This window comes from Limnohabitans rimovensis (SeqCode), assembly GCF_965234775.1.
GTDB lineage: Bacteria > Pseudomonadota > Gammaproteobacteria > Burkholderiales > Burkholderiaceae_C > Limnohabitans > Limnohabitans rimovensis.
Map to the genome: position 1 here is coordinate 1338254 of NZ_OZ248562.1, position 20703 is coordinate 1358956.

Genomic DNA, 20703 nt, shown 5'->3' on the forward strand with positions numbered 1-20703 from the left:
GCAATTGCTCAGTGAGAAGGTGATGCGGGAGGCGCCAGCGTCGGGGTGGGAGAGGTCCCTGGGGCAGGGTCAGATTCGGGCGCGCGCTCCAAATGTTGCAGCACGCCTTGCACCATCGCACCCACTGAAGGCCGAGGGCTTTCGATCACATGGTGGGCGGCGGCTCGGTACAAAGGGTCGCGCAAGGCGAACAGGTCTTGTAAACGCTTTAGCGGGTCGGCCACTTGCAGCAATGGCCGATGGCGGTCGTGGCGCAAACGGCGAAACACCTCTTGCGGGCTGGTGTAGAGATAAAACACCTGGCCGTTCTGGCGCAACAGATCTCGGTTTTGTTCTCGCAACACCGAGCCACCCCCCGTGGACAACACGCCTTGGCCTTGCAGCACCAACTGGGCCAAGACCTCGGTTTCGATGTCGCGAAAGCGCTCCTCCCCCTGGCGCTCGAAATATTCGCGGATGGAGCAGCCCAAGCGCTGCTCGATCGCATGATCCGAGTCCAAAAAAGGGATGTCGAGACGGCGAGCGAGTTGACGGCCCACCGTGGATTTGCCAGAACCTGGCAGACCAACCAAAACCAACAAAAGATACTTTCTCAGCGTGCAGGTGCACTGGAATGAACCATTTTAGGGCTTATGAACACCATCAACTCCTGCTTTTTGGTGGCGCGCAAACTGTTTTGGAACAACCAGCCCATGCCCGGGATATCGGCCAAAAAAGGCACTCTATTGCGGCCACTGGTCTCATTGAGTTCATAAATGCCGCCAATCACCACCGTGCCGCCGTCTTCCACCAATACCTGGGTGTTGATGTGCTTGGTGTCGATGGCAAAACCAGCGGTGGTGGCCTGACCCACGCTGTCTTTGCTGATATCGAGGTCCAAAATGATGCCGCCGTTGGGGGCGATGTGCGGTGTGACTTCGAGCTTCAAGTTGGCCTTGCGAAAGGCGATCGATGTGGCCCCGCTGCTGGTGGCGGTTTGGTAGGGCAGCTCGGTGCCTTGCTCAATGATGGCCTTGGTTTGATTGGCCGTGACCACCCGGGGGCTGGAGACCACTTTGCCCTGGCCATCGGACTCCAATGCGGAAATTTCCAGGCCCAATAAGCGCGTTTTGGATGCGTCATAAATGGATACCGCCATCGTCGCCGCTGTCACACCGCCAATGGACGCTGCTGGCAAATTGACCAAACTGCCCGTGATATCGGTGGCCGCTGCGGTCACGCCAGGGACCCGTGCATTGTTGATCACCGCGCCCAAATTGTTGCCCACCCCTGTCGTTGCACCTGCGGCGACGATGGCACCCAAGCGCACACCCAAGGCCTTGCTGAAGGTGTCGGTGGCTTCCACGATGCGCGCTTCAATCATGATTTGGCGCAGTGGCACATCAATGCGCGCCAACATCTGGGCCACTTGCTGCAAACGCTCTGACACATCGGTCACAAATAACTGGTTGGTGCGCGGCTCGGCCATGGCGCTGCCCCGGGCGCTCAAGATGCGCGGGTTGCCACTGTGGCTGGCCAATGCGCCACCAGGGTTGTTCTGGGAAAAGCCAAACGGTCCCCAAGGCATCGCGGCACCCACTGCCGCGCTTGTGTTGCCCAGCAACTGGGCCAGCACCTCGGTGGCACGGGCGTAGCTGAGCTCGAAGGCGCGGGTTTGCAGCGGCTCAATGGCCTGCATGGCCTGGCGCGCCTCCAGGTTTTTCTTTTCACGCGCACTGATTTCGGCTTGGGTGGCCACCCACAACACCGAGCCTTGGCGTTGGTAGGCCAAACCCTTGGCCTGCAGCAAGCTGTCCAAAGCCAATTCCCAGGGCACGTCTTTGAAGCGCACTGTGACCTGACCCGTGACCGAGTCCGACACCACCACATTCAAGCCAGTGAAGTCGGCCATCACCTGCAGCGCGGTGCGCAGTTCGATGTTTTGAAAATTCATCGACAGGGGCAAACCTTTGTCGGCGTCGGTGGGTGGTGCTGAGGTGGTTGCTGAGGGAAACGACGCAGTCTGCTCGCGTGTTCCCGTTTGGGCCAGCGCCTCTCCCAGAACGCTCCCCACCATGGCCCAGGGCACCAACCAGCGTCCTGCTGAACGCCACCACGGTACCCAACCGAAAGTCACTGGCATAAAGCGTGAATGCGTGGCGCACTGGATCGGGTCGCAAGTTTTCATGGCGGTGCCTTTGCTTGAGATGACGGCGGTGAGCCCTTGGGCACGTCTGGGGCCAGGGCGGGCCAACGGGTCAAGACGGGCGACCAACCACCTTGGGGGTTGCGCTTCACCTCACGCAAAACCAGGTGATCTGTGCCAATGTGCTCAACACGGCCATGCTGACGCCCCATGTGACCCCCCACAGCCACCCGTTGCACCCCTGAGCCAGCCTTAACCAGGGCGATGCGCCGATCGCCTTGTTCCAACCAACCGATCCAGGCCATTTGGCTCAGATCAAAAGCCTCCAAGGCTTCAGCGGGCCGGTGGAGTTGTGGCATCAACCATTGCACCCGCCCAGGTTGCGCCAGCAACTGCGCGCGCCAATGGGCGCGCATGGGCGCGTCGTCGAGCAAGGGGTACCACTTGTTGGGGTTGCTGGGCTCAATCCGGCTGCCCAGGGGTGGCTGTGTAGCCCACACCTCCCATGTCAACCGCCACTGACCGGCTTGGGCGGTGCGCATCAATTCAACCTGCAAAGCGGCATTCGTGGCCGCGATTTGGGCCAACACCTGGGCCACCTCGCTGGCCTGGCCTTGTGTTTGGCCGCGCCAGCGCGGGGCAGCGCTGGTATTCGTCGGCCCCGACACTGGCGTCCAACTCACCGATTGCATCCACGGGGAGGGGGCCACCGTGCTGTCGCGATGGCGGCGTTCGTGGGCCTCGCGCAAAGCCTGAACGCGCTGCTCCAAATCGGGCAGATCGCGCAACTTCTGTTGGCCCGCTTCGTATTGGGCGGACAAACTTTGATGGCTTTGTTGCAATGCTGCCAAGGCCTCCCACCAGGGCAACAATGTGGCCACACAGGCCATCAGCAACACCAGAACCAGTGCGGTGAGCGCAGCCACTTGTTGGGCCAAAGGCCAGGCCCAAGGGGTGTCCCAGCTGAATGCTGCCAAGCGATGGGGCCATTCAAGACGCTGTGGCGGGCTGTTCATCGCTGTTTGCCCTCCTTCACATCGGGCACAACGGCCTGGGGCTGCGGTGCGGCACCCGCTGAGGCAGTTGGCGCCTTTTTTTCCTCCCCAGCGGCGGGGTAGCGCCAGCGCCACTCCCCATGCCACCACTGGTCTGCCACCCCTTGCGGGTCGAGGGTGGGCTCGGCTTTCAAGGCCAGTGCCTGCACCACCACGCCTGGGCCCAAGTGCTGCTGCCATTGGGCTTGCAACTGGGTGGCCACAGCCGCTTGCAAGACTTGGCCCGAAGCGCTGAAGGTCTGGCCGTCCCAAAACAATCGCTCCCAGTGCACCTGGGGCGCGGCCATTGGGGCCAAGGCTTGCCAACTGCGCCATGGCTCCTGCATCGCCGCATTCTTGTGCTCCATGCCTTGCAGCGCGTCTTGCCATTGGCGTTGCGCTTGCAGCAAGCGCTGTTGCTGAGCGCGCAGGGGTGCTTGCGCATCGATTTGGGCCTGCACATGCGCATTGGCGTCCACCCAATGCTGGTGGTGCCAAGCCAGCACCCCGGCCAAACCTGCCCACACAGACAAGGACACCCCCAAGGTCCAAGACCAGCGTTGGCGCCACCAGCGCCGCTGGCGCTGCCACAGGCGCTCGCGCTGGGGCAATAAGTTGATGGGGTTCATGCCACAAACCGGCGCAATGCCAGCCCCATGGCCAAAGGGCTGGCCTGTACATCGGCCCGACCAGGCACCAAACGTTGCGCGTGCTCGCTCCAGCGCTGCAACGCCTGGGCGTGCACATCGACCACCCACGGCTTCAGGTCTGCGGCGCGCACCCAATCCAGCATGGGTTGCAAGTCGCTCAATGGCACCGCACACACGGCATAGGACGTGCCATTGGCATGCGGTGCTTCATGGGTGTCGTGACCAGCGTAGTCCCAGCTCACTTGAGACAAATCCCAGGGCAGTTGGTCGCGCAAGCGCAAGCCAATTTGAAAGTGCAAGTCCTCGCCTTGCAAGCGCGCATCCAACACCATCACCTGTTGCCACACACTGTCGTCGGGGACGGCCACGGCGACCCGCCGCACCCGACTGGCACTGCGCCGCCAAGCACGCGCCAACGCTGCACTGGGGTTGGGCTCACCCAGCCAGCTTTCTTGCTCGCTCAAACTCAGCCGCCAGCCTTGGGCCGGGTGACCGTCCACAGCGACCAAGCTCAAGCAGCCGTCGCCCCAGTCGACCCCGAGCAGGGCTTGTCGCCCAGCGCGCATGAAGGATTTGCCCCACGCCATGTGCACCCCCCTGATGTTTCACCACATCCTAACCATGAATGCTTTTGGTTTCAACACCCACCGCCCGATTCACGCCCGGGTGGTATTTTTTATAATCGGCGTTTTGTTTCACCGCGCAGGCCACACCGGCGCGGTCGCCCATGAACCGCAAGTCCCCCCCCGAGGCACCCGCCAACGACAGCAGCCCATCCCAACTGGGGGCCTTGGTATGGGGCTTTCTCAAGTGGTCGGTGGGCTTGAGCGTGGCCGGTGTTTTATCGGTGTCACTGCTGGTCGCCTTGGCGCTGGCGATGGCCTACCCCCAACTGCCCGATATCTCTGACCTGGCTGATTACCGACCCAAGCTGTCCATGCGGGTGTACTCGGTCGAGGGCACTTTGATTGGCGAGTTTGGCGAAGAACGGCGCAATTACACCGAGTTCAAAGACATACCGCAGGTCATGAAGGACGCGGTCTTGGCCATTGAAGATGCCCGCTTTTATCACCATGGTGGGGTCGATTACATTGGTTTGGTGCGCGCCAGCTTGGCCAACTTGGGCCGGGCGAAAAGCCAAGGCGCGTCGACCATCACCATGCAGGTGGCGCGCAATGTTTACCTGACTTCAGAGAAAACTTTTACCCGCAAAATTTACGAGCTGCTGCTGACCTTCAAGCTCGAACACCTGCTGACCAAAGACCAAATTTTTGAGATTTATCTCAATCAGATTTTTTTGGGTAACCGCGCTTACGGCTTTGCCGCCGCCTGCGAGGCGTATTTCGGCAAACCATTGAAGGCCATCACCGTGGCCGAAGCCGCCATGTTGGCGGGCTTGCCCAAAGCCCCATCGGCCTACAACCCCATCAACAACCCCAAGCGCGCACGCTCGCGCCAGCTCTACATCATTGAGCGCATGCTCGACAACGGCTTCATCACCCAGGCACAAGCCGATCAGGCCAAGGGCGAAGAGTTGCAGGTGCGCAATGCCAATCTGGGCTTTCGCAACCACGCAGACTACGTGGCCGAGATGGCGCGGTCATTGATGTTCGCCCAATACGGGGCCGACGCCTATACCCGTGGTTTGAAGGTCTACACCACGGTGCGAGCGGCCGATCAAGAAGTGGCTTACCAAGCCTTGCGCAGGGGCATCATGGACTATGAAAAGCGCCAACACTACCGGGGCCCTGAAAAGTTCATCGACCTGCCCGCCAATGTGCGCGAACGCGATGAGCTGATTGATGACACCCTGGTCGAGCAAGGTGACAAGGGCGACTTGTTGGCCGCTGTGGTTCTGGAAGCCTCGCCCAAAATGGTGCGGGCCGTGCGCCAAAACGGCGAGGTGATCGAGGTCACGGGTGAAGGTCTCAAGCCGGTGCAATCGGGTTTGGCCGACAAAGCACCGCCCAACATCAAGCTCAGGCCCGGGGCGGTGATCCGCATCGTCAAAGGCACTGTGTGGGAAATCACCCAATTGCCCGAGGTAGAGGGTGCGTTTGTCGCCTTGGACCCGCGCGACGGGGCCATCCGTGCCTTGGTGGGTGGCTTTGACTTCGATAAAAACAAGTTCAACCACGTGACCCAAGCCTGGCGCCAGCCGGGGTCGAGCTTCAAACCCTTCATTTACTCTGCCGCCTTGGAAAAGGGCTTCACACCCGCCACCGTGGTCAACGATTCACCGCTGTTTTACGACGCCAGCGTGACCGGCAGCCAAGCCTGGGAACCCAAAAATTACGACGGCACCTTTGAAGGGCCGATGAGCTTGCGCAAGGGACTGGCCAAGTCCAAGAACATGATCTCGATACGTGTGCTGGAAGCCGTGGGGCCACAAAACGCCCAAAACTGGATCGCCCAATTTGGCTTTGACCCCCAACGCCACCCCGCCTACCTGACCATGGCGCTGGGGGCAGGTTCGGTCACCCCGTTGCAAATGGCCACCGGTTATTCGGTGTTTGCCAATGGTGGTTTTCGCATCAACCCCTATCTGATCACCAAGGTGACCGATGCCATGGGCAAAGTGCTCTCCGACTACACCCCCATTGAACAAGAGGAATCGGTGCGCGCCATCAGCGCCCGCAATGCCTTTGTGATGAGCAGTCTGCTGCAAGAGGTGACCCGATCGGGCACCGCTTCCAAGGCGCAGTCAACCTTGAAGCGCAACGATATTTACGGCAAAACCGGCACCACCAACGACTCGATGGACGCATGGTTTGCCGGCTACCACCCCACATTGACGGCGGTGACCTGGATTGGTTACGACACGCCGCGCAAACTGGGTGACCGCGAAACCGGTGGCGGACTGAGCCTGCCGGTGTGGATCCAATACATGCAAACCGCCCTCAAAAACGCACCCATTGCCGAATTGAGCGCGCCAGCTGGCGTGGTCTATGAAGCCGGCGACTGGTTTTTCACGGAGTTTTCCCGCACCACGGGCATCATTGGCTTGGGGATGGAGAACAAGTCGGGCAACAGTGAGTTGCCTGCGGCCGACGAGAAAAAGAGAATCCTCGACCTGTTCAAGAACTGAAGCTCAGCGGCAGGCCGGCTTGTGCACTGGCATCTTGCCCCAGTTGCACCCAAAAATCGCCTTGGCCCTTGGTGTCCATCCAGGCCTCACCGTTGTGGCGATAGTGATAACCGCCACTGCGGGCGGCCAACCACACCTCATGCAAAGGCTTTTGCAGGTTGATCACAATTTGACTGCGGTTGGCAAAAACCAAAGTGACCATGCCACCCACGCGTTGGTTGTCGATATCGGCATCGGTGGATTCGTTGATGCGGTCGCAATGTTGTTCGACCGACAGCAGCAAGGCCTCAGCCAGGTTCATGAATTCGTTATCGGTCATACAAAGGCACCACAGGCGCTGGCTACAATTTCAGAATGAAACACAGGCCCATTCTATTCAGACGGTTTGTCCTTGCGGTCGGTGTGGCCGCCATGGTCTCGGCCTGCGGTCAACGCGGTGCTTTGTATTTGCCCAACGACGTCCCACCCGAACAGCGCAGCCCCTTTCCCCAAGTGCTGATCCCGGGCATGGGCAAGCCAGCCACACCCACCCCCGCACCAGCCACCCCACCCGCCGAAACGGCCACCCCCAAAACACCATGACCACCTCCGACTTGCCCGGCTCGCCTTATTTGTCCCACCGCCAAGGCCATTTGTGGTTGGAAGGGGTGCGCTTGAGCGACCTGGCCGCGCAACACGGCACGCCGCTGTTTGTGTATTCCAAGGCCGCCATGCTGGGCGCTTTGGCCCCATACCAAAAAGCTTTTGCGGGACGCGATGCGCTGGTGCATTACGCGATGAAAGCCAATTCGTCTTTGGGTGTGTTGCAAGTCTTCGCCCAAGCGGGCTGCGGCTTTGACATCGTCTCTGGCGGCGAACTCAGCCGTGTGCTGGCTGCCGGAGGCCAAGCGGACAAGGTGATTTTTTCGGGTGTGGGCAAAACCCGCGCAGAGATGCGCCAAGCATTGGATGCCGGTATCGCTTGCTTCAATGTCGAGAGCGAAGCCGAGTTGGATGTGCTGAGCGCAGTGGCGCTGTCGTGCGGCAAGGTCGCACCGGTGAGCATACGCGTCAACCCCAATGTGGACCCGCAAACCCATCCCTATATTTCCACTGGGCTCAAGGGCAATAAGTTTGGCATTGCCCACGAAGACACTTTGCGCTGCTACCAACACGCCGCCTCCTTGCCCGGCTTGAAGGTGGTGGGCATTGACTGCCACATTGGCTCACAAATCACCAGTGCAGGACCTTACCTAGACGCCCTCGACAGAGTGCTGGACTTGGTGCAAGCCATCGAAGCCGCGGGTGTGCCCATCCCCCACCTCGACTTTGGTGGCGGCTTGGGCATCAATTACAACGGCGACACGCCACCTGCGGCCGATGCGCTGTGGGCGCAACTGCTGGCCCTTTTGGATGCGCGTGGTTTTGGGGGGCGTCGCTTGATGATCGAACCTGGGCGTTCGCTGGTGGGCAATGCCGGTGTGTGCCTGACCGAAGTGCTGTATTTGAAGCCTGGCGAGCAAAAAAACTTTTGCATCATTGACGCCGCCATGAACGATTTACCGCGTCCGGCCATGTACCAAGCGTTTCACCAAATTGTCCCGCTGGCGCAGCGCGCAGGTGACGCCACCGTGTACGACGTGGTCGGCCCCGTGTGCGAAAGCGGCGACTGGATTGGTCGCGACCGCTCGCTGGCGGTGCAAGCAGGTGACCACTTGGCGGTGTTGTCCGCAGGGGCTTATTGCATGAGCATGGCCAGCAACTACAACACCCGCGGCCGCGCTGCCGAGGTGTTGGTCGATGGTGACAAAGTGCACATCATCCGCGAGCGTGAAACCTTTGCCGATCAAATGCGGGGCGAGCTTTTGCTCTGAACGTCTGTTTCGGTTTTTGGGTGCCATTGTTTTTTGAGTGGCGGTGAACTACCCCTATAAAACTGCCATCTCGGGGTACGCAGGCCTCCTCCAGTCGCTTTGCTCCAATGTCGTCGGCCCGCACACCCGCTCGTGTCGGTTTCAATGGGGTGTGGGTTTATAAGTTGTTGGCGCGCATCAATCACTTTCGCAGCACCGATGGTGGGTGCGCCGCCCGACAACATCGGAGCGAAGCGACTGGCGGAGGACGGCGTGCCCGCCAGCGGGGCGGGTTCAGCAAACATGGACACCGAAAAATTGGACTCTGATCCCAATTACCCCGCTAGGACGGACTCAGCTAATCATGCGCGCGGACGTTTACGCCACCAGTGCCACACGCGCCAGCCCAACAAGGTGGCCAAAATGGCACCGTAAATCAACACCTCGGTCTGGTTGTTCTTCCCCGCTCGCATCCAGTAAAAATGCAGCACCGCCAGCGCAGCCACGGCATACACGCTGCGGTGCAAGGCTTGCCAACGCTGTGTCCCCAGCCAGCGCACCGCTTTGTTGAACGATGTGGCCGCCAAGGCGCTCAAGACCAACAAAGCCAAAAAGCCCACCAATATAAAAGGGCGCTTGGCGATATCACGGGCAATGTCTTCCAAGTCCAATCCCATGTCGAGCCAGGCGTAGGACAGCATGTGCAAGGCAGCGTAGACAAACACATTGACACCCAGCATGCGCCGAAAACGCATCAGCAACACTTGTCCGGTGATCACCCGCAGCGGGGTCACCGCCAAGGCCACACACAAAGCGCGCAAAGCCCAATCACCCGATTGGCGAATCAAGGCTTCAGCGGGATTGGGGCCCAACTGATCGTGGAAAGCCGCCCACAACAGCCAACATGCAGGCCACGCCAACAACAGGGCCAACAAAGGTTTGGCCGCAGGGTGTCGCCACATGGGAAGCTATCAATAGTTTTTCTTCAAATCCATACCGGCATACAACTGCCCGACCTGCGCTTCATACCCATTGAACATCAAGGTCTTGCGTTTTTTCGACAACAAGCCGTCCTCACCAATGCGCCGCTCGGTCGCCTGGCTCCAGCGCGGGTGATCCACATTGGGGTTCACGTTGGAGTAAAAACCATATTCATGAGAAGCGGACTTGACCCACGCAGTCCCCGGTTGCTTTTCCACAAAGCGAATTTTCACAATGCTTTTGGCATTTTTGAAGCCGTACTTCCATGGCACATTCAAGCGAATCGGGGCGCCGTTTTGGTTGGGCAATATTTCGCCGTACATGCCAAAGGTCAGCAGGGTCAAGGGGTGCATGGCCTCGTCCAAGCGAAGGCCCTCCACATAGGGCCACTCCAACACCCGCGAACCCACAAAAGGCATGGTTTTGGGGTCGGCCAAGGTCACAAACTCAACAAACTTGGCGCTACCCTGGGGCTCTACCCGCTTGATCAATTCGGACAATGAATAGCCGATCCAAGGGATGACCATGGACCAGCCTTCGACGCAGCGCATGCGGTAAATGCGCTCTTCCATGGCACTCAGTTTGAGCAAATCCTCGATATCCCAGCGACCGGGTTTTTTCACCAAGCCCTCGATTTCCACCGACCAGGGTTGGGTCTTCAAAGTGTGGGCGTTTTTGGCGGGGTCGGCCTTGTCGGTGCCAAACTCATAAAAGTTGTTGTAGGTGCTGGCGTCGGCATAGGTGGTGGGCTTTTCCATCGTGTTGGCCCCTGCCAATGTCGATGGACGCGCGGCCAGTGGTGCCAGCTTGCCCGGGCGCGCCAAGGCTTTATCGCTTTGGGCCAAAGCCTCTCGCGAGGCCCAGCTCGCCAACGCAGCCCCAGCCACCCCAGTGGCGAGGTGCTGCATCATTTGCCGGCGATTGTGGTGGGCGTGGGCAGGGGTGATCTCGCTGCCCAAGGGATGGTTGTGTCCATTGTCTGAATGTCGTGCGTGCATGGCGGTCTCCGATCAAAGTCAAAACATTGTGCCTCACCTCCAAAAAAAACCGGCCTCAAGGGCCGGTTTTGGTGATCGGGGCCCGTTGTTCAGGGCATCAGCGCAGACCGGCGATGTAATCCGACACCGCTTTGATTTCACGGTCATTGAGTTTGGCCGCCACCTGGGTCATGGTGAGGTTATTGAGGCGCACACCATCTCTGAAGCCACTCAATTGAGCTGCCGTGTAATCCGCATGCTGACCGCTCAGGCGGGGGTATTGCGAGGGCAAACCAGCGCCATTGGGGCTGTGGCATCCGGCACAGGCAGGGATTTGGCGATCGGCAATGCCACCGCGGTAAATCCGCTCACCCAAAGCCACGGTTTGCTTGTCTTTGGCAAAACCCGGCTTGGCTTTTTGTTGGCCCAACCAGGCCGAGATGTTTTTCATGTCTTCCGGGCTGAGCGCTGCAACCATGCCAGACATGATGGCATTGGCGCGTTTGCCCGACTTGAACTCTTGCAACTGTTTGTTCAGGTATTCAGGGTGCTGGCCTGCCAACTTGGGGTTGGCCGGAGAGCCTGAGTTGCCATCGGCACCATGACAAGCTGCGCAAGGGGCATAGCTGGCCTCGCCTTTGGCCACATCGGGGGCTTTGGCGGCAGGCGCTTTGTCTGCGGCATGCAGACCAGTCAGGGGCAACGCAAGTGCGGCGGCAACGAATAAGGGGGCAAACAGCTTCATGGCTTGGGTCAGTTGGGTGGCGCTAAACCGGTGGATTCTACAATGCCCACTTGGGGTCCACGGGCCCCCCACCCTTGCCGGACCCGTGATGACCCAGCCCCACCCACCAGCCCCGCCCACCCCAACCAGCACCAGCAGCGACCTGGCGGCGGCAACCGACTTGGCCGGGCAGACCAAACAGGCCATGGGCTGGTTGCACACCACCCGCTTTTTGATCACTGCGGCGCAGCTGCACCACCTGCCCCAGTACCGCTTGCCCGAAATCGCCTTTGTGGGCCGCTCCAATGCGGGCAAATCCACCTGCATCAACACCTTGACGCAGCAAAACCAGCTGGCTTATGCCTCTAAAAAACCCGGTCGTACCCAGCACATCAATTTGTTCGCCCTCGGTCGCCATGGCCAAACCGATGCGGTGTTGGCCGACCTGCCCGGCTATGGCTACGCCGCCGTGCCCAAGCAAGACAAGATCCGCTGGCAAAGGGTGATGGCCAACTACCTGATGAGCCGCGACAACCTGTGTGGTGTGGTCTTGTTGTGCGACCCGCGCCATGGCATGACCGAGCTCGACGACATCCTGCTCGAGGTCATCCGCCCCCGGGTGGAGGCGGGCATGCAGTTTTTGGTCTTGCTGACCAAGGCTGACAAACTCAACCGCAGCGAAGGCGCCAAAGCCTTGTCCATCGCAAGGCTGCAAGCCGGCGGGGGCCAAGTGCGCTTGTTCTCGGCCCTCAAACGCCAAGGGGTGGAAGAAACCGCTTTGCTGCTGTCCCAATGGGTGGCCAACTGGACGCCCCCGGCCACGCTGGATACAAACCTGATTGCTGGTTTAGACACTGAGGTGGGCACTGACTTGGGCACTGACCTGAACGTTGGAGACGAATATACCGATGGCGAACATCGTTGAAACCCAACACGCATTGCCGCACGGCATCCGCTTGAATTGCCGCCACACCGGCCAGCCCGGGCGGCCGGTGCTGCTGTTTTTGCACGGATTCCCTGAAGGTGCGTTTGCTTGGGATGCTTTGCTGGACCATTTCTCACAACCCGAAAACGGCGGCTTCTTTTGTGTGGCGCCAAATTTGCGCGGCTTTGAAACCTCTAGCGCACCCGCGGACCCAGCCGCCTACCGCGCCAAATTTTTGGTGCAAGACATCGTGGCCTTGATCGACATCGTCAGCCCCGGTCAAGCCTTGGCCGCATTGGTGGCCCACGACTGGGGCGGCGCTGTGGCCTGGAACCTGGCCAACCAACACCCCGAGCGCTTGCAGCGATTGGTGATCATCAACTCGCCTCACCCGGGTACCTTTTTGCGCGACTTGCAAAGCAACCCAGGGCAACAAGCCGCCAGCGCGTACATGAATTTTTTGATCCGCCCCGATGCGGCGGCCTTGCTGGCGGCCCATGATTACCAACGCTTGTGGGGGTTTTTCAACACCTTGGCCAATGGCCCTGCTGCTTGGCTGGATTCAGCCATGAAAGATCGATACCGCGCCCATTGGTCACACGGCTTGGAAGGTGGTTTGAATTACTACCGCGCCTCACCCCTGCGCCCACCTCGGCCCGATGACCAAGCAGCCAGCGTGATCAGCCTGCCCGACGCCATGCTGCGCATAGCTGTGCCCACCATGGTCATTTGGGGTTTGCAAGACAAAGCCTTGTTGCCGTGTTTGATCGAAGGGTTGGACACTTACATCGCCGATTTGGAATTGCACACCTTGGCGGATGCCAGCCATTGGGTGGTGCATGAACAACCCGCCGTGGTGCAGGCCTACATCAGCGGTTTTTTGGGCCGGGCATAAACATCGGCTGCGCCCGGTGGCCGGGTTTTGAAGCGCTTGTGCACCCAAAAATACTGCGCAGGCATGGTGCGAACCCAATCGGCCAAACGCTGGTTCATCAAGGCGGTATCGGCCAACACATCGCCACTGGGCACATCGCTCCAACCGGGGTGCACTTGCACCTCATAGCCCTGGGGTGTGAGCCGCGTGGTGATGGGCACCACCTGGGCGCGACCGAGCTTGGCAAACCGTGACAAAGAGGTCAAGGTGGCTGCTGGGACATCAAAGAAAGGCACGAATACCGTGTCGTCTTCGCCACTGTCCATGTCAGGCAACAAGTACAACAACTCGCCCCGGCGCAAGGCGCTGATCAATGCTTGCGCACCATCAGAGCGCTTGCTCAAATTGACCGTTCCAAAACGTTGCCGCCCTTTCGCGATCCAGGCATCCACGCCCACGTTGGACTGCGGGGTGTAAATGGTGTTCAGGGGTCGATGGGTTGCCAAACTCAAGGCTGTCCAGCCCGCATCCAGGCCGACAAAATGCGGCGCGAAAACCACCACGCCTTCGGGCTGCTTCAAAGCCCCCAGGTCACCCAACCAGTGCAGGCGTTGTTGCACCACATCAGCAGGCGCATGCCACAGCCAGCTGCGATCCAACCAAGCCTGGGCAAAAAACACAAAGCATTGTTTGGTCATGCGTTCAAGCTCGACCTGTGGGGAGTGGGGCCAGCACATAGCCAGGTTGACCTGCACCACCCGCCGCCGTGCGGGCACCCCCCGATAAAGCACCCAGCCCAAAGCCGTGCCCAAGCCACGCACCCAAGTCAGCGGCAAGCGCGCCAGCAAGCGCATGAAGCCTACACCCAAGGCACTGAACATCTTCAAACCTCTGCACGCGGTTGCTTGTCCCGCGCATAGCCCCACAGATATTGACCAGGTGCGCGCCGCACCATGGCTTCGATGCGTTGGTTCATCGCCAGCACAGTGGCTTCAATCGGCACCTGGGCATCATGCAAGCCCACATCGTCCCAAGGCTCAAAGTGGCTGATGAAGCCCTGCCCTTTGGGCAAACGCTCGCACCAACCCATGACCACGCGGGAACCGGTTTGGCGCGCCAAGCGCACAGCCAAGGTGATGGTGTAAACATCGCGGCCAAAAAACCGCGACCAAACACCCTGCCCCTGTGGCGGCACTTGGTCGGGCAGGATGGCGGTGTAGCCGCCTTGGCGCAGGGTGCGCAACAACTGCCGCACACCGCTTTGATTGGCCGGTGCAGCTTGCAAAAAGGGGCGTTGGCGCGAACTGGCCACCAAGTCGCGCAGCCAAGCTTTGCGCGCCGGGCGGTACATCACCCACATCGGGCCGTGAGCGGGCCCCAAATGCTCGGCCATCATTTGGGCGCCCAACTCCCAGCATCCCAAATGCGGTGACAACAAAATCATGCCCCGACCTTGTTGCAAAGCGTCGGTCACATGGTTCAAGCCATCCCAATGCAAGGGCACGTCCAATCGCTTTGAGGCCGGACGCATCCACAGCCAAGGCAACTCTGCCAGCATCATGCCCGCAGCGGCCACGGCGGGCCGCACCTGGTCCAAAGGCAAACCCGCGGCTTGGGTGTTTTGCAAAAAGCGCCAGCGATAGCTTGGGGAAGACCACCACACCAACCAACCCAAACCCACACCCAAGGTTTGCAACCAAGGCAGAGGCAGTCGGGCGAGCAAGCGAAACAAAGCGGTCATGTTGGGTGTGGCGCAGCACGTCCGAACACCCGGGCTTGTTATTTGGCATGTTCGGTTTTGGCTACAATCTGAATTGTCGCTGAGTTACTGAACAACTTGCAGGGCGACCGCCACCTCGGTGGCAAAGGTTTTGAGGGCAACCCTAAACCATCTGCTAAAGCGTTCGCCAGGCTCCCGAAGTTGGCAACGCGTCAACATCAACCACATGGAGTTTTATCATGGCGAACGACTATCTCTTCACATCCGAATCTGTTTCCGAAGGTCACCCTGACAAGGTCGCTGACCAAGTTTCAGACGCGATTTTGGATGCCATCTTCAAGCAAGATCCACGCAGCCGTGTGGCCGCCGAAACCTTGTGCAACACCGGCTTGGTGGTGTTGGCCGGTGAGATCACCACCAACGCACATGTGGACTACATCCAAGTGGCTCGCGACACCATCAAGCGCATTGGCTACGACAACACCGAGTACGGCATCGACTACAAGGGCTGTGCGGTCATGGTTTGCTACGACAAGCAATCCAATGACATTGCACAGGGCGTGAACCAGGCGTCTGACGACCACTTGAATACCGGTGCGGGCGACCAAGGCCTGATGTTTGGTTACGCCTGCAGCGAAACCCCTGAACTGATGCCTGCGCCCATTTACTATGCCCACCGCTTGATGGAGCGCCAAGCCCAACTGCGCCGCGACGGCCGCTTGCCCTTTTTGCGCCCCGACGCCAAAAGCCAAGTGACCATGCGCTATGTCGATGGCAAGCCCCACAGCATCGATACCGTGGTCATTTCTTCACAACACGCCCCGGAGATGAGCTTGGGCGACAAGATGAAGCCCGAGTTCAACGAGGCCATCATCGAAGAAATCATCAAGCCCGTGCTGCCCAAAGAGTGGCTCAAAGACACCAAATACCTGATCAACCCCACCGGCCGCTTTGTGGTGGGTGGTCCGCAGGGCGACTGCGGCCTGACCGGTCGCAAAATCATTGTCGACACCTATGGTGGCGCTTGCCCCCACGGTGGTGGCGCGTTCTCCGGCAAAGACCCCTCCAAGGTGGACCGCTCAGCCGCTTACGCCGCTCGCTATGTGGCCAAAAACGTGGTCGCCGCCGGCTTGGCCACCCAGTGCCAAGTGCAAGTGGCTTATGCGATTGGCGTGGCGCGCCCGATGAACATCACCATCAACACCCACGGCACCGGCGTCATCGCTGACGACAAAATCGCCGCCTTGGTGAACGAGCATTTCGACCTGCGCCCCAAAGGCATCATCCAAATGCTGGACCTGCTGCGCCCCATCTATGAGAAGACTGCCGCTTACGGCCACTTTGGCCGCAACGAGCCCGACTTCACTTGGGAGCGCACAGACAAGGCTGCCGCTCTGAAAGCTGCAGCCGGTCGCTGAAAACGGGGTCGCGGCCCCCATGGTTAAAGCGGGTGGTGCTTTGGGCACCACCCGCTTTTTTCTTGGCCAGATGAATGGGCGCAGCCTGTCATCCCAAGGGTTGGGAAATGAGCTTGGGTGACATGTATTCAACCAGGCAGTCCAAAAACACCCGCACCTTGGCCGGGAGCAAGCGGGTGGTGGTCACGGCATAGGCCTGTGCCGATGGGGGTGACCAATCGGGCAAGACATGCATCAAGCGTTGCGCGGTCAAATCGTCTTGCACCCAGTCGTGGGCTGTGATGGCAATGCCTTGGTCGCGCAAAGCCAATTGCTGCAACAAGCCCCGATTATTGGCCACAAAAGTGCCCCCCACTTGGACAATCTCGCTGCGCCCATCCGCGTGGTGCAAAGCCCAAGGCGCATCCTTCATGCGCAGGCAATCGTGATCGCGCAAATCTGCTGGCACCATGGGTGCCTTGCGCGATTGCACATAGCCCGGAGAAGCCACCAGCAAGGTCTTTAACTGGGCAATCGGACGCGCAATCAAGCGGGTGTCCTTGGGTGGCCCCATGCGAATCGCCATGTCCACACCTTCGCCCATCAAGTCGGCTTGGTTGGGCGAGAGGTCCAGGTCAAATTGAATGCGGGGGTAGCGGCGCGCAAAGTCGGCCAGCACCGGGCTGAGGTAAATCACGCTGAAATCCACGGGCATCGATACCCGCAACACGCCGCTGGGCTGGGTGTGCAGTTCGGTCAGGGCTTGATGTGCCAACTCGGCCTCTTCAATGAGGCGCTTGCAGTTGTCAAAGTACAAACGACCACCCTCGGTCAACTCCACCCGCCGCGTGCTGCGGTTGAACAAACGCAAGCCCACATCGCGCTCCAACTCGGCAATCCGCCGTGAGACCGTGGAAGGGGGCATGTCCAGCACCTCGGCGGCACGGCGAAAGCTGCTGGTTTTGGCCACCTGTACGAATAAATGCATATTTTTAAACGTTTCCATTTTTTTATTGTGCCATTTATAAAACAATTAATTCCATTAAATGGTCTTTATCTACTTTTATGCACCTATCACAATGCACCCATCTCTACTCCCCAAGGACTCACATCATGAACATGAACGCCACCCCCAACGACGCGCCTTTGCGCACCCCCGCCAAAGTTGGCGCCGGTTTGTTTGTCTTGTGGAGCATCCTCCACATTTGGGTGGGGGTCGAAGGCCTGAACCAGTACTTGGCAGGCAGCCCGATGAGCCAGTGGGCCATGCTCCTGGGCGGTCGCGCTATGCCGCGCGAGGCTTTTGTGCACGCCAGCGATGCCGCCACCGCTTTTGCCCACGGGCAATTGATCGTGAATTTCGCCGTGGATGTGGGCGGCTACGGTGTCCTTGGCTTGTTTGTGTCTTGGATGATTCTCAAAGGCCCTGCTTGGTTGGGTTATGTCATCGGCGTGGGGGTGATCGGCATCGCCGACCTCGCGTTTTTGTTCAGCATGGTCACCCCTGGGGTCATCGAACTCAACGCTGGCAGCGTGGGTGGTCCGGTCATTTGGTTTTTGGCACTGTTGATCACCCCGTTTGGCTTGCCCCCGATCAGCAAAACACCCACCCCGTCTTGATATTAAAAAAAAGGTTTGACCATGTCCACTGAATCTGTTCTTGTCCTCAACGCCACCGGCAAGGTCGGTCGCCACGTTTGCCGCGCTCTGCGCGAGGCTGGCTTTGCGGTGCATGGAACCACCCGCTCACAAAACAACAACTTATTGGCCCAGGGTGTGAACCCGGTGGTGTGCAACTACACGCAGCGCGCTGACCTTGACCGCGCCTTGGCGCAAACCGGCGCCCGCAAAATGTTTGTCATCACCGACTTTTTTGGTGCGGCCAAAAAGAGTGCAAGGCTCGAATTGGCTCAAGGCCAAACCGCCATTGACGCGGCCAAAGCGGCTGGGGTTGACCACTTGATCTTCATGAGCGTGGCCGATGCAGAGATGTTCGATGAGCACGTGGTCCATCTGCATGCCAAGGTGGCGCTAGAGAAATACCTGCGCGCCTCAGGCGTGCCTTTTTCAATATTGCGACCCTGCGCATTTTTTGAAAACCTGGACGACCCGGCCAATTGGAACCCGCTCAAAAAAGGCGTGGTCAAGTTTTTAAGCCTGCAAAACTGCAAGTTCTGCGCGACCTATGACATTGGTCGCGCAGCGGCCATTCAGTTCAAGAACCCCGATCAATGGCTGGGCAAAGGCTTGGACGTGATTGGCTGGGAAGGTGATTTGTCGCAAGTCGCTGCGGCTTTGGAAAAGGTCAGCGGCGTGCCGGTGAAAGCCAAATTGGCCATGCCCCTGTTTCTGCGCCGCTTGCTGCTCAAAGACATCCACCACATGTTTTTGTACTACGAGGTGCAAAAAGGGCCACGCGGCACGCCCGAAGCGTTCAAACAAATCCTGCCCGACGCCTTATCGGCCGAGAACTGGTTTCGCTTTCATGGGCGCTATGCCAATGGGGAGCGGATTGAGGGGAACCGCTGAACCCCAAGCCTCTGTTCAAGTCAATATTTGATCCCTGGCGCTACCAACTGCACGGTTGGAAAGTAACTTTCATACCGCGCCACATCCCGCGTGAGCACTGGTAATTTAGCCACCGCAGCGTGGGCACCGATGAAGAAATCGGCCAATACATTGGTTTTGGTACCGCCTTGTCTGCGGTATTTCACAAAGGCTTTGCCAGCCAAAAAAAGTGCTGCCCTTGGAATTTCAATGAGGGTGATCTGCATTTGGGCCAAGGCTTCGTCCAAGGCCTCCACTGAACTGAAGGTCAGGGACAGTTCGGCATAGATCACCGGATTGATGACCAAGCGATGAATTTGCGCTTGAGCGCGCAATTGCCCAATCGACCAATCGGCCCAATCTGGGTCGTTTTCCAATACGTCGACCAAGACATTGGTGTCGACCAGCATGGTCTTCCCGATCAGCCGCGCAGCAAGTCCATCAACTCTTGTGTGCGCCAAGTCACATCGGCCTGGCCACGGGCGGACTCGAACCGATCTTTGGGTGGCTTCGCGTTGGGGACTTTTGGATCGATCGCCTTTTGCAACACCACTTCGCCATGTTGGTTCAAAGCAAAGTCAATGGCGGTGCCAGGCGTCAAACCCATGGCGTCTCGAATGGGCTTGGGGATCGTGACCTGGCCCTTGAGAGTGAGGGTAGTGCTCATGGAGACCTCTTTCAATGTATTACCGAATTCTATAACGGTAATACCGAAATCATTTTTGGCCGTCCCAGTGCATCAATAAACCACAGCCCCTTGGGTATTGACAAACAAGGCATACAGCGAGTGGCTGCTGGCCATGTACAAGCGGTTGCGTTGCGGCCCGCCAAAAGCCAAGTTGGCGCAGCGCTCGGGCAGGTGGATGTGACCAATCGCCTGGCCCTGGGGGTTGAACACACGCACCCCGTCCAAGGCCTCCAAGTCAGCGCCCACTGAGCCATCGCTGCCCCAGCCGCACCAAATATTGCCATCCACGTCCACCTTGATGCCGTCCAAGGCGCCGGGGCCTTGGGCATCAATGAGCAGGGTTTTGTCTGTCAGGGTGCTGCTTGCGTTGACGCGGTAGCGCCACACCAAACGGTGCGGTTTGGCGCGCGACTCCACCACATACAAATGGCTTTGGTCTGGGCTGAAGGCCAAGCCATTGGGACCTTGCAGGTCACTCACCACAACGCTGAGGGCGCCGGTTTGGCCATCGATGCGGTAGACGTTTTGTCCCAATTCGGGGGTGGCAGGCTCGCCCTCCCAATGGCCGCTGATGCCAAACACCGGGTCGGTGAACCAAATGCTGCCATCTGCGCCGCACACGATGTCGTTGGGGGAGTTCAGGCGCTTGCCCTCAAAGCGATCGGCCAGCACGCTGATGCGCCCATCATGCTCGGTGCGGGTGACACGCCGCCCCAGGTGTTCACAAGCCAATAGGCGGCCTTGGCGGTCGCGGCACAGGCCATTGGCAAACTGCGAGGGCGCACGAAACACGCTGGTGTGTCCGCTGACTTCATCAAAGCGCAGGATGCGGTTGTTGGGAATGTCCGAAAACAACAAAGCACGGTGGTCGCCAAAATACACCGGCCCTTCGGCCCAGCGCAATCCGCTGGCCAGTTGCTCGACACCCGCGCTGAACAAACGGTAACGGGCGAAAGAAGGGTCGATGATTTCAATCGCCGGGTCGGGCGATCGGTGCGCGGCCACAAAGGGCACGTGTGCACTGGCAGAGACAGCCGTGTGGGGCTGGTTGCGCCAAATGTCGGTGTCTTGCGCGGTGTTGGCTGGGCTCATGATCGGCGAGGCTCCAAATGGTATTGGTTTCGGTGTTGGCGCAGCAACA

23 protein-coding genes are annotated in these 20703 nt (G+C 59.3%); 8 read left to right on the forward strand and 15 right to left on the reverse strand.

Annotated elements, in window-relative coordinates; translation table 11 throughout:
- Positions 1-8 precede the first annotated feature (8 nt).
- Genes AC8GFZ_RS06540 through pilM form a run of 5 tightly spaced genes read right to left on the reverse strand, consistent with a single transcriptional unit; the run spans position 9 to position 4396 of the window.
- Positions 9-581: a shikimate kinase gene (locus AC8GFZ_RS06540; protein ID WP_506643519.1), complete on the reverse strand. Its 573-nt coding sequence runs from the start codon at positions 579-581 to the stop codon at positions 9-11.
- Positions 582-592: 11 nt separating this feature from the next.
- Positions 593-2167: a type IV pilus secretin PilQ gene (locus tag AC8GFZ_RS06545; protein WP_506643521.1), complete on the reverse strand. Its 1575-nt coding sequence runs from the start codon at positions 2165-2167 to the stop codon at positions 593-595.
- Positions 2164-3102 (reverse strand): pilus assembly protein PilP, encoded by a 939-nt coding sequence (locus tag AC8GFZ_RS06550; RefSeq protein WP_506643522.1) that lies wholly within the window; start codon positions 3100-3102, stop codon positions 2164-2166. The genes AC8GFZ_RS06545 and AC8GFZ_RS06550 overlap by 4 nt, the downstream gene beginning before the upstream one ends.
- 35 nt (positions 3103-3137) lie before the next feature.
- A complete protein-coding gene (locus tag AC8GFZ_RS06555) occupies positions 3138-3788 on the reverse strand; it encodes a hypothetical protein (protein ID WP_506643524.1) in 651 nt (216 codons plus the stop codon).
- Positions 3785-4396, reverse strand: a complete 612-nt coding sequence (pilM, locus tag AC8GFZ_RS06560) for a pilus assembly protein PilM (RefSeq protein ID WP_506643526.1) — start codon at positions 4394-4396, stop codon at positions 3785-3787. Before pilM ends, AC8GFZ_RS06555 begins: the two co-directional genes overlap by 4 nt.
- Positions 4397-4536: 140 nt before the next feature.
- Here pilM and AC8GFZ_RS06565 point away from each other — a divergent pair, with 140 nt between their 5' ends.
- Entirely contained in the window at positions 4537-6897 is a 2361-nt protein-coding gene (locus AC8GFZ_RS06565) for a penicillin-binding protein 1A (RefSeq protein WP_506643528.1), read from the forward strand.
- Here AC8GFZ_RS06565 and cyaY read toward each other — a convergent pair.
- Entirely contained in the window at positions 6887-7216 is a 330-nt protein-coding gene (cyaY, locus tag AC8GFZ_RS06570; protein ID WP_506643530.1) for an iron donor protein CyaY, read from the reverse strand. The two genes, AC8GFZ_RS06565 and cyaY, sit on opposite strands and share 11 nt — an antisense overlap.
- 35 nt (positions 7217-7251) lie before the next feature.
- Between cyaY and lptM the strand changes: the two genes are divergently transcribed.
- Together lptM and lysA are read left to right on the forward strand one after the other, a co-directional pair.
- Positions 7252-7479: an LPS translocon maturation chaperone LptM gene (lptM, locus tag AC8GFZ_RS06575; protein WP_506643532.1), complete on the forward strand. Its 228-nt coding sequence runs from the start codon at positions 7252-7254 to the stop codon at positions 7477-7479.
- The gene (gene lysA, locus AC8GFZ_RS06580; protein WP_506643534.1) at positions 7476-8750 is read left to right on the forward strand and encodes a diaminopimelate decarboxylase; all 1275 of its coding nucleotides are present in this window, start codon (positions 7476-7478) and stop codon (positions 8748-8750) included. Before lptM ends, lysA begins: the two co-directional genes overlap by 4 nt.
- 341 nt (positions 8751-9091) lie before the next feature.
- Here the strand turns inward: lysA and msrQ are convergent, their stop codons facing one another.
- From msrQ to AC8GFZ_RS06595, 3 genes are all read right to left on the reverse strand, one after another.
- Positions 9092-9691 carry a protein-methionine-sulfoxide reductase heme-binding subunit MsrQ gene (gene msrQ, locus AC8GFZ_RS06585; RefSeq protein WP_506643536.1) on the reverse strand — a complete coding sequence of 200 codons (600 nt, stop codon included), beginning with the start codon at positions 9689-9691 and terminating at the stop codon, positions 9092-9094.
- A gap of 9 nt (positions 9692-9700) precedes the next feature.
- On the reverse strand, positions 9701-10708 hold the full coding sequence (msrP, locus tag AC8GFZ_RS06590; RefSeq protein WP_506643538.1) for a protein-methionine-sulfoxide reductase catalytic subunit MsrP: 1008 nt from the start codon (positions 10706-10708) through the stop codon (positions 9701-9703).
- 97 nt (positions 10709-10805) lie between these two features.
- Positions 10806-11432: a c-type cytochrome gene (locus AC8GFZ_RS06595; RefSeq protein ID WP_506643540.1), complete on the reverse strand. Its 627-nt coding sequence runs from the start codon at positions 11430-11432 to the stop codon at positions 10806-10808.
- A gap of 85 nt (positions 11433-11517) precedes the next feature.
- Here AC8GFZ_RS06595 and yihA point away from each other — a divergent pair, with 85 nt between their 5' ends.
- Positions 11518-12336: a ribosome biogenesis GTP-binding protein YihA/YsxC gene (yihA, locus tag AC8GFZ_RS06600; protein WP_506643542.1), complete on the forward strand. Its 819-nt coding sequence runs from the start codon at positions 11518-11520 to the stop codon at positions 12334-12336.
- On the forward strand, positions 12320-13231 hold the full coding sequence (locus AC8GFZ_RS06605) for an alpha/beta fold hydrolase (RefSeq protein WP_506643544.1): 912 nt from the start codon (positions 12320-12322) through the stop codon (positions 13229-13231). Before yihA ends, AC8GFZ_RS06605 begins: the two co-directional genes overlap by 17 nt.
- Here the strand turns inward: AC8GFZ_RS06605 and AC8GFZ_RS06610 are convergent.
- Positions 13201-14091, reverse strand: coding sequence for an LpxL/LpxP family acyltransferase (locus tag AC8GFZ_RS06610; RefSeq protein ID WP_506643546.1), 891 nt, complete (start codon positions 14089-14091; stop codon positions 13201-13203). The two genes, AC8GFZ_RS06605 and AC8GFZ_RS06610, sit on opposite strands and share 31 nt — an antisense overlap.
- Positions 14092-14093: 2 nt before the next feature.
- On the reverse strand, positions 14094-14951 hold the full coding sequence (locus AC8GFZ_RS06615; protein ID WP_506643548.1) for a lysophospholipid acyltransferase family protein: 858 nt from the start codon (positions 14949-14951) through the stop codon (positions 14094-14096).
- A gap of 218 nt (positions 14952-15169) precedes the next feature.
- Between AC8GFZ_RS06615 and metK the strand changes: the two genes are divergently transcribed.
- Entirely contained in the window at positions 15170-16348 is a 1179-nt protein-coding gene (metK, locus tag AC8GFZ_RS06620) for a methionine adenosyltransferase (RefSeq protein WP_506643550.1), read from the forward strand.
- 88 nt (positions 16349-16436) lie between these two features.
- Here metK and AC8GFZ_RS06625 read toward each other — a convergent pair whose 3' ends face one another.
- On the reverse strand, positions 16437-17333 hold the full coding sequence (locus AC8GFZ_RS06625) for a LysR family transcriptional regulator (protein WP_506643552.1): 897 nt from the start codon (positions 17331-17333) through the stop codon (positions 16437-16439).
- Between the two features lie 107 nt (positions 17334-17440).
- On the opposite strand from AC8GFZ_RS06625, the gene AC8GFZ_RS06630 reads away from it, so the two are divergent.
- Positions 17441-17947 carry a hypothetical protein gene (locus AC8GFZ_RS06630; RefSeq protein ID WP_506643554.1) on the forward strand — a complete coding sequence of 169 codons (507 nt, stop codon included), beginning with the start codon at positions 17441-17443 and terminating at the stop codon, positions 17945-17947.
- Between the two features lie 21 nt (positions 17948-17968).
- Positions 17969-18856: an NmrA family NAD(P)-binding protein gene (locus AC8GFZ_RS06635; RefSeq protein WP_506643556.1), complete on the forward strand. Its 888-nt coding sequence runs from the start codon at positions 17969-17971 to the stop codon at positions 18854-18856.
- A 20-nt stretch (positions 18857-18876) separates the two neighbouring features.
- On the opposite strand, the gene AC8GFZ_RS06640 is transcribed toward AC8GFZ_RS06635, so the two are convergent.
- The 3 genes from AC8GFZ_RS06640 to AC8GFZ_RS06650 form a co-directional block, all read right to left on the reverse strand.
- Positions 18877-19284, reverse strand: a complete 408-nt coding sequence (locus AC8GFZ_RS06640; RefSeq protein ID WP_506643558.1) for a type II toxin-antitoxin system VapC family toxin — start codon at positions 19282-19284, stop codon at positions 18877-18879.
- A gap of 11 nt (positions 19285-19295) precedes the next feature.
- A complete protein-coding gene (locus AC8GFZ_RS06645) occupies positions 19296-19541 on the reverse strand; it encodes an AbrB/MazE/SpoVT family DNA-binding domain-containing protein (protein ID WP_506643560.1) in 246 nt (81 codons plus the stop codon).
- Positions 19542-19613: 72 nt separating this feature from the next.
- Complete coding sequence (locus AC8GFZ_RS06650) at positions 19614-20654, reverse strand: SMP-30/gluconolactonase/LRE family protein (RefSeq protein ID WP_506643562.1); 1041 nt, start codon at positions 20652-20654, stop codon at positions 19614-19616.
- Positions 20655-20703: the final 49 nt, after the last annotated feature.

Bases quoted from the DNA above. Each gene is read 5' to 3' on its own strand.
- AC8GFZ_RS06545 (WP_506643521.1), bottom strand. From the start codon at position 2,167: ATGAAAACTTGCGACCCGATCCAGTGCGCCACGCATTCACGCTTTATG.
- AC8GFZ_RS06555 (WP_506643524.1), bottom strand. From the start codon at position 3,788: ATGAACCCCATCAACTTATTGCCCCAGCGCGAGCGCCTGTGGCAGCGC.
- pilM (WP_506643526.1), bottom strand. From the start codon at position 4,396: ATGGCGTGGGGCAAATCCTTCATGCGCGCTGGGCGACAAGCCCTGCTC.
- AC8GFZ_RS06565 (WP_506643528.1), top strand. From the start codon at position 4,537: ATGAACCGCAAGTCCCCCCCCGAGGCACCCGCCAACGACAGCAGCCCA.
- cyaY (WP_506643530.1), bottom strand. From the start codon at position 7,216: ATGACCGATAACGAATTCATGAACCTGGCTGAGGCCTTGCTGCTGTCG.
- lptM (WP_506643532.1), top strand. From the start codon at position 7,252: ATGAAACACAGGCCCATTCTATTCAGACGGTTTGTCCTTGCGGTCGGT.
- lysA (WP_506643534.1), top strand. From the start codon at position 7,476: ATGACCACCTCCGACTTGCCCGGCTCGCCTTATTTGTCCCACCGCCAA.
- msrQ (WP_506643536.1), bottom strand. From the start codon at position 9,691: ATGTGGCGACACCCTGCGGCCAAACCTTTGTTGGCCCTGTTGTTGGCG.
- msrP (WP_506643538.1), bottom strand. From the start codon at position 10,708: ATGCACGCACGACATTCAGACAATGGACACAACCATCCCTTGGGCAGC.
- AC8GFZ_RS06595 (WP_506643540.1), bottom strand. From the start codon at position 11,432: ATGAAGCTGTTTGCCCCCTTATTCGTTGCCGCCGCACTTGCGTTGCCC.
- AC8GFZ_RS06605 (WP_506643544.1), top strand. From the start codon at position 12,320: ATGGCGAACATCGTTGAAACCCAACACGCATTGCCGCACGGCATCCGC.
- AC8GFZ_RS06610 (WP_506643546.1), bottom strand. From the start codon at position 14,091: ATGTTCAGTGCCTTGGGTGTAGGCTTCATGCGCTTGCTGGCGCGCTTG.
- AC8GFZ_RS06615 (WP_506643548.1), bottom strand. From the start codon at position 14,951: ATGACCGCTTTGTTTCGCTTGCTCGCCCGACTGCCTCTGCCTTGGTTG.
- metK (WP_506643550.1), top strand. From the start codon at position 15,170: ATGGCGAACGACTATCTCTTCACATCCGAATCTGTTTCCGAAGGTCAC.
- AC8GFZ_RS06625 (WP_506643552.1), bottom strand. From the start codon at position 17,333: ATGGAAACGTTTAAAAATATGCATTTATTCGTACAGGTGGCCAAAACC.
- AC8GFZ_RS06630 (WP_506643554.1), top strand. From the start codon at position 17,441: ATGAACATGAACGCCACCCCCAACGACGCGCCTTTGCGCACCCCCGCC.
- AC8GFZ_RS06635 (WP_506643556.1), top strand. From the start codon at position 17,969: ATGTCCACTGAATCTGTTCTTGTCCTCAACGCCACCGGCAAGGTCGGT.
- AC8GFZ_RS06640 (WP_506643558.1), bottom strand. From the start codon at position 19,284: ATGCTGGTCGACACCAATGTCTTGGTCGACGTATTGGAAAACGACCCA.
- AC8GFZ_RS06645 (WP_506643560.1), bottom strand. From the start codon at position 19,541: ATGAGCACTACCCTCACTCTCAAGGGCCAGGTCACGATCCCCAAGCCC.
- AC8GFZ_RS06650 (WP_506643562.1), bottom strand. From the start codon at position 20,654: ATGAGCCCAGCCAACACCGCGCAAGACACCGACATTTGGCGCAACCAG.